The 12,466-nt window shown below is 63.4% G+C and carries 12 protein-coding genes; 3 read left to right on the forward strand and 9 right to left on the reverse strand.

The window, feature by feature from the left end:
- Positions 1–2 precede the first annotated feature (2 nt).
- The 8 genes from pstB to WA237_RS08100 form a co-directional block, all read right to left on the reverse strand.
- The gene (gene pstB, locus WA237_RS08065) at positions 3–800 is read right to left on the reverse strand and encodes a phosphate ABC transporter ATP-binding protein PstB (RefSeq protein ID WP_009815130.1); all 798 of its coding nucleotides are present in this window, start codon (positions 798–800) and stop codon (positions 3–5) included.
- Between the two features lie 19 nt (positions 801–819).
- The gene (pstA, locus tag WA237_RS08070) at positions 820–2,169 is read right to left on the reverse strand and encodes a phosphate ABC transporter permease PstA (RefSeq protein WP_009815129.1); all 1,350 of its coding nucleotides are present in this window, start codon (positions 2,167–2,169) and stop codon (positions 820–822) included.
- Positions 2,166–3,626 carry a phosphate ABC transporter permease subunit PstC gene (gene pstC, locus WA237_RS08075; protein WP_040618142.1) on the reverse strand — a complete coding sequence of 487 codons (1,461 nt, stop codon included), beginning with the start codon at positions 3,624–3,626 and terminating at the stop codon, positions 2,166–2,168. Before pstC ends, pstA begins: the two co-directional genes overlap by 4 nt.
- A gap of 111 nt (positions 3,627–3,737) precedes the next feature.
- The gene (locus WA237_RS08080) at positions 3,738–4,796 is read right to left on the reverse strand and encodes a substrate-binding domain-containing protein (RefSeq protein WP_336097289.1); all 1,059 of its coding nucleotides are present in this window, start codon (positions 4,794–4,796) and stop codon (positions 3,738–3,740) included.
- A gap of 238 nt (positions 4,797–5,034) precedes the next feature.
- Positions 5,035–6,078 (reverse strand): sensor histidine kinase, encoded by a 1,044-nt coding sequence (locus tag WA237_RS08085; RefSeq protein WP_216017134.1) that lies wholly within the window; start codon positions 6,076–6,078, stop codon positions 5,035–5,037.
- Between the two features lie 2 nt (positions 6,079–6,080).
- Entirely contained in the window at positions 6,081–6,608 is a 528-nt protein-coding gene (locus WA237_RS08090; RefSeq protein WP_009815125.1) for a gamma carbonic anhydrase family protein, read from the reverse strand.
- Positions 6,605–7,267: a guanylate kinase gene (gene gmk / locus WA237_RS08095; RefSeq protein WP_216017135.1), complete on the reverse strand. Its 663-nt coding sequence runs from the start codon at positions 7,265–7,267 to the stop codon at positions 6,605–6,607. The genes WA237_RS08090 and gmk overlap by 4 nt, the downstream gene beginning before the upstream one ends.
- On the reverse strand, positions 7,257–8,135 hold the full coding sequence (locus WA237_RS08100; RefSeq protein ID WP_009815123.1) for a YicC/YloC family endoribonuclease: 879 nt from the start codon (positions 8,133–8,135) through the stop codon (positions 7,257–7,259). Before WA237_RS08100 ends, gmk begins: the two co-directional genes overlap by 11 nt.
- Before the next feature lie 236 nt (positions 8,136–8,371).
- Between WA237_RS08100 and WA237_RS08105 the strand changes: the two genes are divergently transcribed.
- Complete coding sequence (locus tag WA237_RS08105) at positions 8,372–9,145, forward strand: PAS domain-containing protein (protein ID WP_336097291.1); 774 nt, start codon at positions 8,372–8,374, stop codon at positions 9,143–9,145.
- A 132-nt stretch (positions 9,146–9,277) separates the two neighbouring features.
- Positions 9,278–9,784: a hypothetical protein gene (locus WA237_RS08110; protein WP_336097292.1), complete on the forward strand. Its 507-nt coding sequence runs from the start codon at positions 9,278–9,280 to the stop codon at positions 9,782–9,784.
- 135 nt (positions 9,785–9,919) lie between these two features.
- Here the strand turns inward: WA237_RS08110 and WA237_RS08115 are convergent, their stop codons facing one another.
- Positions 9,920–11,287, reverse strand: a complete 1,368-nt coding sequence (locus WA237_RS08115) for a class II 3-deoxy-7-phosphoheptulonate synthase (protein WP_336097293.1) — start codon at positions 11,285–11,287, stop codon at positions 9,920–9,922.
- Between the two features lie 166 nt (positions 11,288–11,453).
- Between WA237_RS08115 and WA237_RS08120 the strand changes: the two genes are divergently transcribed.
- Positions 11,454–12,455: a GlxA family transcriptional regulator gene (locus WA237_RS08120; RefSeq protein ID WP_336097294.1), complete on the forward strand. Its 1,002-nt coding sequence runs from the start codon at positions 11,454–11,456 to the stop codon at positions 12,453–12,455.
- Positions 12,456–12,466: the final 11 nt, after the last annotated feature.

Genomic DNA, 12,466 nt, shown 5'->3' on the forward strand with positions numbered 1-12,466 from the left:
TCTTACCCGATCCGGCCGGTGATATAGCTTTCAGTGCGTGAATCTTGCGGGTTGGTGAAAATCTGTCCGGTCTCGCCGAACTCCACCAGATTGCCGAGGTGGAAGAAGGCGGTCTTCTGGCTCACCCGGGCGGCCTGCTGCATCGAGTGGGTGACGATGACCACCGAATAGCTCTCGCGCAGCTCGTCGATGAGTTCCTCGACCTGGGCCGTGGCAATGGGGTCGAGCGCCGAACAGGGCTCGTCCATCAGCAGAACTTCCGGCTCGGTCGCAACGGCGCGGGCGATGCACAGACGCTGCTGTTGGCCGCCCGAGAGACCGGTGCCTGGCGCGTCGAGACGGTCCTTGACCTCGTTCCAGATCGCCCCCCGGCGCAGCGCCCGTTCGACGATCTCGTCGAGATCGGCCTTGTCGCGGGCGAGCCCGTGGATGCGCGGCCCATAGGCCACATTGTCATAGATCGACTTGGGGAACGGGTTGGGTTTCTGGAACACCATGCCGACCTTGGCACGGAGCTGCACCGGATCGACCCGCTTGTCATAGATGTCTTCGCCGTCGAGCTTGATCTCGCCCTTGACGCGGCAGACGTCGATCGTGTCATTCATCCGGTTGAGACAGCGCAGAAAGGTCGATTTGCCACAGCCCGACGGGCCGATGAAGGCGGTCACAGTGCGGTCTTCGATATCGACATCCACGTCCTTGATGGCATGGGTGTCGCCATAATAGACCTGCACGCCGCGCGCCGAAATCTTGGTTGTCTTCTGGTCCACTTTCATCTCCCGGTTTGGAGCGTCATACATTGGTTTGATCCTCGTTCTCTTACCAGCGGCGCTCAAAGCGACGGCGCAGGATGATGGCAATGGCGTTCATGGTCAGCAGGAACACCAGCAGGATGATGATGCCGCCCCAGGCCCGTTCATAATAGGCCGGGTCGGCGCGTTTCGCCCATTCATAGATCTGCGCGGGCATGGCCGAGTTCGGATCGAGGAAGCCCGAGGCAAACCCGTCGGGATAGTTCGAGGCGATATACCCCACCATCCCGATGAGCAGCAGCGGCGCGGTCTCGCCCAGCGCTTGTGCCAGGCCGATGATCGTGCCGGTCAGGATGCCGGGCATGGCAAGCGGCAGCACATGGTGAAAGATCGACTGCATCTTCGAGGCCCCGACGCCCAGCGCCGCATCACGGATCGACGGCGGCACCGCCTTGAGCGAGGCACGCGTCGAGATGATGATCGTCGGCAGGGTCATCAGCGTCAGCACCAGACCGCCCACCAGAGGCGCGGATTGCGGCAGATGGGCAAACTGGATGAACACCGCGAGGCCAAGGATACCGAACACAATCGACGGCACCGCGGCGAGGTTCGAGATATTGACCTCGATGAGATCGGTGAACCGGTTCTGCGGCGCAAACTCCTCGAGATAGATCGAGGCGGCCACCCCGATCGGCAGGCTGAGCACCAGCACCACCAGCATCATGAAGAACGAGCCCAGCATCGAGACCCCGATCCCCGCCTGTTCGGGGCGGCTCTCCGAGGCATCGGCGCCGGTGATAAAGCTCAGGTTGAAGCCCTTGCTGACGATCCCCGCATCGCGGAGCTGATCGGTGAGATCGAGCTGCTCGACCGAGATATTCTTGTCATCGGCCACGTCTTCGCGTTTGACCCGGCCCTTGAGATAACCATCGACCCGGCTCGAGGCGAGCAGGCGGAATTCGACCGTCTCGCCGATCTGCTCGGGGTTCGCCACCACATAGTCGCGGACCTCCGCCGCGGCCGAGGCCGACAGCAGGTTCTTCATGTCCTTGGACTTGGTGAGCGGGGTCTCGATGCCGCTTTTCTGAACCTCCGAAAGAAGCCCATCCTGGATCAGCGGCGCATAGCCGAAGGTCGACACTTTCTTGATCTCTTCGATGTCGCCCGTGCCGTTCTTGTCGAGCTTGGCCGGGTCGAGATAGACCGGTACGTTGACAAAGCTCTGTTGAAAGGCGCCGACCCCATTGTAGAGGATCGAGGACACCAGCACGACGAGGAAGAACAGACCGGTGAGAATGGCCGCCATGCCATAGGCGCGGAACCGGCGTTCGGCCCTGTTGCGCTTTTGGGTGCGGGCGTCCGCCGCCACCAGCGAGGTCGCGGGCGCGGCTTGCGGAGTTGCGGTCGCGTCGGTCATTCGTATTGCTCCCGGTATTTGCGCACGATGTAGAGCGCGAAGATATTGAGACCCAGCGTGATGACGAAAAGCGTCATGCCGAGCGCAAAGGCCACCAGCGCTTCGGGGCTGGCGAAATCCGCGTCCCCGGTGAGCTGGCTCACGATCTTGGCGGTGACGGTGGTCATCGCATCGAACGGGTTCATGCTGAGCCGGGCCGCGGCCCCTGCCCCGAGCACCACGATCATCGTCTCGCCGATGGCGCGGCTCGCAGCGAGCAGGATCGCGCCCACGATGCCCGGCAGCGCGGCAGGCAGGATCACCTGACGGATCGTCTCGGATTTGGTGGCGCCGAGCCCGTAGGAGCCGTCGCGCATCGCCTGCGGCACCGCGTTGATGATGTCATCGCTGAGCGAGCTCACGAAGGGGATGAGCATCACCCCCATGACGAGGCCCGCGGTCATCACCGCCGTCCCCGCCTGCATCCAGCCAAGGCCCTCGTCGCCAAAGACCTGCAGCAAGAGCGGCCCGACAGTGAGCAGCGCGAAGAGACCGTAAACGATGGTCGGGATACCGGCGAGGATCTCGATGAGCGGCTTGGCCACACCGCGCACAGCGGGGCTGGCATATTCCGACAGGTAAATCGCCGCAAAGAGCCCGATGGGCACCGCCACCAGAAGCGCGATGATCGAGATATAGAGCGTGCCCCACAGGAGCGGCAGAATGCCAAGCTCGGACCCGCCGCCAAAGCTCGGCGCCCAGGTCAGCGAGGTGAAGAACTCCGACGCCGGGTAGAGCTTGAAGAATTCGATCGTGTTGAAGATCAGCGACAGCACGATGCCGAGCGTGGTCAGAATGGCGATCGAGGCCGCCGCGACCAAGAGCACGCGAATGCCGCTCTCGACGACGTTGCGGGCGCGGAACTCGGCCTTGGTGCGCGACATGGCAAAGACAAAGCCGCCAAAGGCCAGCGCCAACACCAAAGCGGTGAGCATCCAGCTGCCAGCGGCATTCATCGTGCGGTAGGTCTGCGCCGCCGAGAGGATTTCAGGGGTCACATCAGAGCCCAGCGCCACACCGACCGCGCCGAGCGTGTCGCGGATCGTGCCATCGGCGCTCAGCGTCTTGGCGGCATCGGCGCTCAGCACGCCCTGGCTCACCGCGAGGTCGAGTCCATCGGCCACCCGGCGCACATCGCTCATCACGAGGCTGAGCGTGCTGCTCTCGGGAATGGCGCTTTGCGGGATGTCGCCAGAGATGCTCGCATTGATCACCAGCGGCTGCGCGATGAGCCAGACCAGCACAAGGCCCAGCGCCGGCACAAGCGCGCTCAGCGCCACATTGGCGCCGTAGAAGCTTGGCAAGGAGTGCAGCACACGACTGTCGCCGCCTGCCGATTTGAGGGCCCGGGCCCGTCCCAGCCCATAGCCGATCAACGCCATCGCGCCGACAATCAAAACTAACCAGAATACAGGCATTGCGGTCCCCCAAGCCCTTTTTCGTCCCCAGATGTCCCAGCGGCCAGAGGCGTGCAAACATCAAAAAGGGGCGGCACGAGAACCCGCGCCGCCCCAGAGCAAGCCTTTGGCTTACATGCCTTCGCCCATGGTCGCTTCGTCAGCCACCAGAGTTTGGGTCGCGGCCAGTTCCGGATCGGACACGAGGCCATAGTCGGAGAGCGGGCCATCGGGGCCTGCGATCTCGTCGCTGACAAAGAATTCAGCGTATTCTTTGAGGCCCGGGATCACGCCGATATGCGCTTTCTTGACGTAGAAGTAGAGCGGGCGCGACACCGGGTATTCGCCGCTGGCGATGGTCTCGGTCGAGGGGGCCACATCGGCCATGGTCGCAACCTTGAGCTTGTCGGTGTTGTTCTCGTAGAAGGCCAGGCCAAAGACGCCAACGCCGTTCGAGTTGCTGTCGAGACGCGCGAGGGTCTCGGTGTAGTCGCCGTCGATGTCGACCGATTTGCCATCGGTGCGGACGTTGTAGCAGGCTTTATGCGCCGCTTTGCCCTTGGCTTTGTCGTCTTCGCCTTCGGCTTCGGCTTTCAGCAGCTCATAGGCGCCGGTGTCTTCACAGCCCTGAACCAGAACTTTTTCTTCGAACACTTCACGGGTGCCGTGCTTGGTGCCGGGGATGAAGGTGGCGATTTCCACGTCGGGCAGATCGGCGTTGAAATCCGACCATTTTTCATAGGGGTTGTCGACCAGCTTGCCGTCGATGACCACTTTCGGGCTCAGCGCGTTGAACAGGTCCGACTGGGTGAAGGTGGTGAACTCGGGGCCGGTCTTCTGGCTGGCAAAGACGATCCCGTCATAGCCGATGCGGACTTCGATGATGTCGGTCACGCCGGCTTCGGCACAGGCTTCGATTTCTTTTTCGCGGATCTTGCGGCTCGAGTTGGCGACGTCGATGGTGTTTTCGCCAACACCTTCGCAGAAGCGCTTGAGACCAGCCGACGAGCCGCCGGATTCGACGACGGGCGTCGGGAAGTCAAAGTTTTCGCCAAAGGCTTCGGCCACGATCGAGGCATAGGGCAGCACGGTCGAGGAACCGGCAACCTGAACGTTGTCGCGGGCGGCGGCGGCGGTGGCCGACACGGCCAGGATGGCCAGAGCCGAAGTGCTGAGGGTGAAACGGGACATGTGTCGCTCCTTAGATGCGATTTGAATTTGGCAGCGGCCACATCTGCGTGGCCTACAGCGGCGGTCTACGCCCCACGGACAAAGCTTTTGTTACGATTTTGTAACGGTTTTATGACAGCGTGGATTTGTTGAAGAAAACCAGACAAAACAGCCGAATTTTTGCCCTGCCACCGGCTGAAAAACCGCGAACAACCGCACGCCAGAGGGGAATCATGACATCTGCACCCCTGAGACGAGCTCAGCGAGGCAGAATCACCCGGAACACGCTGCCCTGCCCCAGCTCGCTTTCGATGCGAAGGCGGCCGCGGTGGCGGCTCACGATATGTTTGACGATGGCGAGGCCAAGCCCGGTGCCGCCCATTTCGCGCGACCGGTGGCTGTCGACCCGATAGAATCGCTCGGTCAGGCGCGGGATATGGATCTCGGAAATCCCCGGCCCCTCGTCACGCACCGACAGTAAGAGCGCATCGCGGCGCAGCATCGGATCGTTCTCGGCATGGCTCAGCGTCACGGTGACGGTCTTGCCCTTGCCGCCGTATTTGACCGCGTTCTCGATCAGGTTGGTCACCACCTGACGCAGCTGATCGGCATCGCCCGGCAGCTCGGTGTCGCTCTGCGGCAGCTCGAGATCGAGCGTCACCTCGGAATTTTCCAAGAGCGGCCGCAGCGTATGCGCCACGCTGCGCACCAGCCCCGCCAGATCGACCGTCTGATTGGGGCGCACCCGTTCTTCGCTCTCGACCCGGCTCAGCGCCAGCAGATCGCGCACCAGCCGCTCCATGCGGTTGGCCTCGGAATACATCGTCGCCAGAAACCGGTCCGAGGCCGCGGTATCGCCCCGCGCCGGGCCCTGCAGCGTCTCGATGAACCCCATCATCGCGGTGAGCGGCGTGCGCAGCTCATGGCTCACATTGGCGACGAAATCGCGCCGCATCTGGCCCGCCCGCTCCATCGGGGTCACATCTTCAAAGGACACCAGAACCCCGGCCTTGCCGGCAAATTCGACCCAGGCCGCCTGCACCCGATAGGTGGTGTCCTGCGCCCCGTCATTGCCGAGATAGCGCCCGACCTGCGGCACCTGGCTCGCGAGGCAATCCTCGATCGCGTCCATCACCGCCGGCTGCCGCAAGGCGGTAATGAAATGCCGCCCCACCAGATGCTCGCCCAACAGCGCCCGCGCCTGATCATTGACCGCATGGATGCGCTCGTCGCGCCCGATCACCAGTGCCGCCAGCGGCAATGCCGCGATCAGCCCGTCGATCTCGCCGCGCACCAGCTCCATCCTCAGATCCTCTCAAGCCCGTCGCGAAACCGCCGCATGTTCTTCTGATAGCCCAGCGCGCTCAGCTTGAGCCGATCCACCGCCGCCGCATCCAGCGCCCGCACCACCTTGCCCGGCGCGCCCATCACCAGGCTGCCATCGGGGATCTCCTTGCCCTCGGTGATCAAGGCCCCTGCCCCGATGAGGCAATTGCGGCCGATCTTGGCGCCGTTCAACACGGTCGCCCCCATCCCGATGAGGCTATTGTCGCCGATCACACAGCCATGCAGCATCGCCTTATGGCCGATGGTACAGCCCGCGCCGATCACCAGCGGATAGCCCATATCGGTGTGCAGCACCGCGTTTTCCTGAATATTGCTGCCCGCGCCGACGCGGATCAGCTCATTATCGCCGCGCAACGTCGCCCCGAACCAGACCGATGTGGCACTTTCAAGCGCCACCTTGCCGATCACATTGGCATCGGGCGCGACCCAGAAATCGCCATCCTCGGGTGTCTGCGGGGCAACCCCGTCGAGCGTATAGAGCGTCATGCCGTCTCCTCATATTCCGCCTGCAAGGCGCGCACATGGTCGGTCAGCGCCGGCTGCTGAATACGTTTGAGCCGCGCCGCCTCGACGATGGATTTGAGCCGCTCTTCGGTCGCGTCAAGATCGTCATTGACCAAAACGAAATCATATTCTGCCCAATGGCTTATCTCGTCCCAGCTCTTCTGCATCCGTTTCGCGATCACCTCGGCGCTGTCCTGGCCCCGGCTCTCCAACCGGCGGCGCAGTTCTGCGATCGACGGCGGCAGGATGAAAATCGACAGCGTGTGCTTGCCAAGGTCCGAGTTCTGGATTTGCTGCGCGCCCTGCCAGTCTATGTCGAAGAGCACATCGCGCCCGGCGCTGATCGCCTCTTCCACCGGCCCCTTGGGCGAGCCATAGAAATTGCCGAACACATGCGCATGTTCGAGCATCTGCCCCTCGCTCACCTGATGGCGAAACCCGGCCTCGTCGAGGAAATAGTAATCCTGCCCATCGACCTCGCCTTCGCGCGGCGCCCGCGTCGTGGCCGAGACCGAGAAACTCAGGCTCTCGTCCCATGCCCGCAGCCGCCGGGTGAGCGTCGACTTCCCCGCCCCCGAGGGCGAGCTGAGAATGATGAGCAAGCCGCGCCGCGACGGCAGTTTTTTCGCGTCACTCGACATTTTGCACCTGCTCCCGCATCTGGTCGATCACCGTTTTCAATTCGAGCCCGATCTTGGTCAGCGCGCCCGATTGCGCCTTGGAACACAAGGTATTGGCCTCGCGGTTAAATTCCTGCGCCAGAAAATCGAGCTTGCGGCCAATCGGGCTGCCAGTGGCGATCATGTCGCGCGCTGTTGTAACATGCGCATGAAGCCGGTCCAATTCTTCGGTCACATCCGATTTGACCGCCAAGAGCGCCAGCTCCTGCGCGATCCGGTCGGGGTCGGCCCCCTCGCTGTTGTCGAGCACCCGCGCCAGCGCATCGCGCAGCGCCTGCGCCACATCCTCGCGCCGCGATTGGGCGGCCTCTGCCGCTTCGCTTGTCAGCCGCGAAATCTCGTCGAGCTGGCCTGCGAGGATCTCCTCGAGCGCCCGGCCCTCGCCGCGCCGCATATCCAAAAACCCGTCGAGCACCGCTTCGAAATCCGCCAAAAGCGCCGCTTGCAACGCGGTGGTGTCGGCCTCGCTGCTGGCCATCTCGAGCACGCCGCGCTGCGCCAGAATATCGCCGGGCCGCGACGGGGCGAGCGAGATGCCACGCGCCATCGCTTCGCTCTCGATCCGGGCAATCGCCTCGAGCACATCGTCGAGCTGCGCCTCGTTGACCTGCATCCGTGCAGCGCGCTGCTCGCTCTGCAGCCGCAGGTTCACCGTGACATTGCCGCGCGCCAAACCCTTGCCAAGCCGCGCCCGCAAGGCGGTCTCGAGCCCCTCAACCCAATCCGGCACGCGCAGCCGCAGGTCGAGCCCCTTGCCGTTCACCGAGCGCAGCTCCCAGTCCCAGGCATAGCCCTCGCTCGCGCCCCGGCCCGAGGCAAACCCTGTCATTGATATCAGCACGCTTAGTCTCCGCTTTTGGTTCGCGCCTCGTCCTACGCGGGCTTGCCCCCTCGCGCAAGGTCGCGGCCCGCCAGATGCTTGCCAGGAACCTGCCAGAGGCCTTGCGGCCAGAGGTTAACCAATCGTTTAGGATTTGAGTCAATTCTCATGGGACTTGTGTCATCATGGTGGCAACCGGAGGTCTGAGGGCCGCGTTGACCGGACAGCAGCAAGGACGCGATGACATGCAAGATGATCGGCACGACACACCACGGGACGACGAGGGCAAGCGCTTCGACGGCGCGGACCGGCGTGCCTCCTCTGGTGCGACCCCGGACACGCCGCAGCCCTTCAGCGGTCTCACCCGGCTCCTGCGCCGCGCGACCCAGGAAGACGCGGCGCTCGATGCGATCTCCGACTATTGGCACGGGCTGCGGCGCGGCCATGCGGTGCCACGCCGCGCCGATCTCGACCCGCGCGGCTTCTCGGATCATGTCTCCTCCGTCTTCGTACTGGAAAAAATCGCCCCCGGCCTCGCCCGGTTTCGCATCGCCGGCCAACAGGTGAGCGAAGTCATGGGCATGGACCTGCGCGGCATGCCGCTGAGCGCGCTGATCCAGCTCGGCAGCCGTGACGCGTTGCAAGCCGATCTGGTGCGGCTCTTCGAGGAACCGGCCATCCTGCGGATGCGCCTGCGCTCGTGCGCGCGGCTCACCGGCGCGATGCTGCTCCTGCCGCTGCGCAGCGATCTCGGCGATGTCTCTCGCGCCCTTGGCATCCTGCGCACGCGCGGCCCGGTGGGCAGCGGCGTCAACCGCTTTGGCATCACCAGCAGCTCGGTCCAGCGCATCGCACAGCCACAGGGCCTCCCGCCCGGCTACCCGCTGCCCACCGCTTCTCCCACCGCCCATCCCGCGCCACAGCCCGGCTTTGCCGAGGGTCAGCTCGACTTTCTCGCCCCCGGCTCGGACGCGCCCAGCTATCCGAGCGAGCGGCCCTACCTGCGGCTGGTCCGCTAAGACCCTGACAGCCTCCTGCCGGAAACTCTGATCCGGGAAAGGAATTGACCGGGTACCCCTCTTGGCTAAGCTGATCTCGGGCGCAGTTTCCGCGCCCGTGTACCTTGCGCGATGCCATTTCGGAGGCCATTCATGAAATCTCTCATTATCCCCGCTCTTCTCGCCACCGCTGCCAGCCTTGCCACAGCCCCCGCCGCCCTTGCCGAGATTTCGGTCAAGCTCGGCGGCGGCTGGGATGGCAAACGGGTGCCCGCCGGTCAGCACTGCCCGCTTTTCGGTGGCAAGGGCGCGACCCCGCCGATGCAGGTGAGCGGCCTGCCCCAGGGCACGGCCTGGGTCTATGTGGAATTCAACGACCGCAGCTACAAACCGCTGTCGCGCGACGGCGGTCATGGCGTCATCGGCTACCCGGTGAAAGGCGCCTCGGCCAATCTGCATTCGGTCCCCGGTCTCGCCGGCAAGCTCCCCGGTCAGGCCAAGGTCATCAAACCGGCGCGCGGCACCGGCAAGTATAAATCGAGCGGCTATCTGCCGCCCTGTTCCGGTGGCAAGGGCAACGCCTATTTCGCCGTGGTCAAGGCGATCTTGGCCAAGGGTCAGGTGCTCGATCGCGGTCAGGTTGAACTCGGCCGCTACTGATCCGGGGCGCGAAATCGGGGCGTGTCGTGGCGGCAAAATGCCCACCGACGCGCTGCCGTCGCTTTACCGACGCGATACCGACATAAAAAAAGGCGGGGGTTCCCCCGCCTTTATTCGTTTCTTGTATCGGCTGAGTTACACCGCGACGGCTTGCCGGTCCTCGCGCAGGCTCGACAATTCCTCGGCGACGAGGAAGGCCAGCTCGAGCGATTGCGACGCGTTGAGACGCGGATCGCACGCAGTGTGGTAGCGGTCGCTCAGGTTTTCCTCGCTGACCGCCTGGACGCCCCCGATACACTCGGTCACGTCCTGACCGGTCATCTCGAAATGCACCCCGCCGGGGATCGTGCCCTCGGCCTTGTGGATCGCGAAAAACTCGCGGACCTCGCGCAGAACCCGTTCAAAAGGCCGGGTTTTATAGCCGCTGGCCGATTTGATCGTGTTGCCATGCATCGGGTCGCAGACCCAGGTCACGTCAAAGCCTTCCTCGGCCACGGTGCGGATCAGACGCGGCAGATGCTCGCCCACATTGCCCGCGCCAAAGCGGTTGATCAGCGTGATCCGGCCCGGCTCGTTCTTCGGGTTCAGAATGCCGATGAGCTGCTTGAGATCCTCCGGCGTGATCGACGGCCCGCATTTGAACCCGATCGGGTTCTGCACGCCGCGCAGGAACTCCACATGCGCGCCATCCGGCTGCCGCGTGCGGTCCCCGATCCACAGGAAATGCCCCGACCCCGCCAGCCATTTGCCCGTGGTCGTATCCACCCGCGTCAGCGCCTCTTCATACTCCAGAAGCAGGCTCTCGTGGCTGGTGTAGAAATCGACCGTCTGCAGCGTATGGGCGCTGTCACTGTCGACACCGGCCGCTTTCATAAAGTCGAGCGTATCGCTGATCCGGTTCGCCATCTCACGATAGCGCGCGGCCTTCTCGCCCTCGGTAAAGCCCAGCGTCCAGGCATGGACCTGATGCACATCGGCATAGCCGCCCGTTGAAAAAGCCCGGATCAGGTTGAGCGTCGCCGCAGCCTGAGTATAGGCCTGCAACATCTTGGACGGGTTGGGAATTCTCGCCTCGGGCGTGAAGTCCAGCTCGTTGATGATATCGCCCCGGAAGCTCGGAAGCTCGACATCGCCCTGGGTTTCCGTGGGCGCCGAACGCGGCTTGGCGAACTGGCCCGCGATGCGGCCCACTTTGATCACCGGCACCTTGGCGCCATAGGTGAGCACCATCGCCATCTGCAGCATCACCTTGAACGTGTCACGGATGCCATCGGCACTGAATTGGTCAAAGGCCTCGGCACAATCGCCGCCCTGCAACAGGAAGGCCTCGCCGCGCGCCGCCGCCCCAAGCTGGGCCTTGAGCCGCCGCGCTTCGCCTGCAAAGACGAGCGGCGGATACTGGCTAAGGCGCGCCTCGACATCCTGCAGCGCATCCATATCCAGATAGTCGGGCATCTGGATCCGCGGCTTGTTGCGCCATCCTTTTTTCTGCCACTCGCTCATCTTCTCTCTCCACCTTCAGAAGTCTGAAATAGCCATATAACGCGCCACGGGCCAAATCGCCATATCCGAGATATAGTAAAAACCGGAAATTCCGCGCGACCCCTTGTGTTTGTGCGCGATTTCACAGAAGACGGTTCAATTCCACAGCCAATCGGAGTGGCGGCCGATGACAGTACAGGCAAAACAGACCCGCGGGTCCAACGCAGACGCGCCCCGGCGCTTTGTGTTCGTTTTGATGGAGGGATTCACCCTGCTGAGCTTTGCCTCGGCCGTGGAATGTCTGCGTATTGCCAACCGGATGGCCGGCAAACCCATCTATGAATGGCAGGTCTCCGGCGACACCGAAGAGACGATTTCCTGCTCCGCCGGCTCGCGGTTTCAGATCGACATCCCGCTGAGCGAACTCAACCGCGACGTCACGGTGATGCTCTGTGGTGGCATGGACATTCATCTCGCCACCACCAAACGCTTGCTGAGCTGGCTGCGCCGCGAGGCCCGTCGCGGGCTGCCCGTGGCCGGGCTCTGCACCGCCTCTTACACGATGGCGCGCGCCGGGCTTCTGGATGGCAAACGGGCGACGATCCATTGGGAAAACCACGACAGTTTCGCCGAGGAATTCGACGAGGTGAACCTGACAAAATCGGTCTTTACCGTTGATGGCAACCGGATGACCACGGCGGGCGGCACCTCATCCATTGATCTCATGCTGCATATCATCGCCAAGGATCACGACGAGAAACTGGCCAATGCCGTGGCCGATCAGCTCATCTACAACACGATCCGCACCGATCAGGACACACAGCGTCTCTCGGTGCCGACCCGCATCGGCGTCCGCCACCCCAAGCTCAGCCAGGTCATCCAGATGATGGAGGGCAATATCGAAGAGCCGATCAGCCCCTCGATCCTCGCCAAGGATGCGGGCATGTCGACGCGACAGCTCGAACGGCTTTTCCGGCGCTATCTCAACCGCTCACCCAAGCGCTATTACATGGAGCTGCGGCTGCAAAAGGCGCGTAACCTGTTGATGCAGACCGATATGACGGTGATCAACGTGGCGCTGGCCTGCGGCTTTTCCTCGCCCTCGCATTTCTCGAAATGCTACCGGGCGCATTACAACACCACGCCCTATCGCGAACGCGGCTCGCAGGCCTCGCGGCTGTCGATCTGACGCGGGCCTCT

The organism is Roseovarius sp. CH_XMU1461 (assembly GCF_037027165.1).
Taxonomy (GTDB): Bacteria; Pseudomonadota; Alphaproteobacteria; order Rhodobacterales; family Rhodobacteraceae; genus Roseovarius; species Roseovarius nubinhibens.

Bases quoted from the DNA above. Each gene is read 5' to 3' on its own strand.
- pstA (WP_009815129.1), bottom strand. From the start codon at position 2,169: ATGACCGACGCGACCGCAACTCCGCAAGCCGCGCCCGCGACCTCGCTG.
- pstC (WP_040618142.1), bottom strand. From the start codon at position 3,626: ATGCCTGTATTCTGGTTAGTTTTGATTGTCGGCGCGATGGCGTTGATC.
- WA237_RS08105 (WP_336097291.1), top strand. From the start codon at position 8,372: ATGCAAGATGATCGGCACGACACACCACGGGACGACGAGGGCAAGCGC.
- gmk (WP_216017135.1), bottom strand. From the start codon at position 7,267: ATGTCGAGTGACGCGAAAAAACTGCCGTCGCGGCGCGGCTTGCTCATC.
- WA237_RS08115 (WP_336097293.1), bottom strand. From the start codon at position 11,287: ATGAGCGAGTGGCAGAAAAAAGGATGGCGCAACAAGCCGCGGATCCAG.
- WA237_RS08090 (WP_009815125.1), bottom strand. From the start codon at position 6,608: ATGACGCTCTATACGCTCGACGGGGTTGCCCCGCAGACACCCGAGGAT.
- WA237_RS08110 (WP_336097292.1), top strand. From the start codon at position 9,278: ATGAAATCTCTCATTATCCCCGCTCTTCTCGCCACCGCTGCCAGCCTT.
- pstB (WP_009815130.1), bottom strand. From the start codon at position 800: ATGTATGACGCTCCAAACCGGGAGATGAAAGTGGACCAGAAGACAACC.
- WA237_RS08120 (WP_336097294.1), top strand. From the start codon at position 11,454: ATGACAGTACAGGCAAAACAGACCCGCGGGTCCAACGCAGACGCGCCC.
- WA237_RS08085 (WP_216017134.1), bottom strand. From the start codon at position 6,078: ATGGAGCTGGTGCGCGGCGAGATCGACGGGCTGATCGCGGCATTGCCG.
- WA237_RS08080 (WP_336097289.1), bottom strand. From the start codon at position 4,796: ATGTCCCGTTTCACCCTCAGCACTTCGGCTCTGGCCATCCTGGCCGTG.
- WA237_RS08100 (WP_009815123.1), bottom strand. From the start codon at position 8,135: ATGACAGGGTTTGCCTCGGGCCGGGGCGCGAGCGAGGGCTATGCCTGG.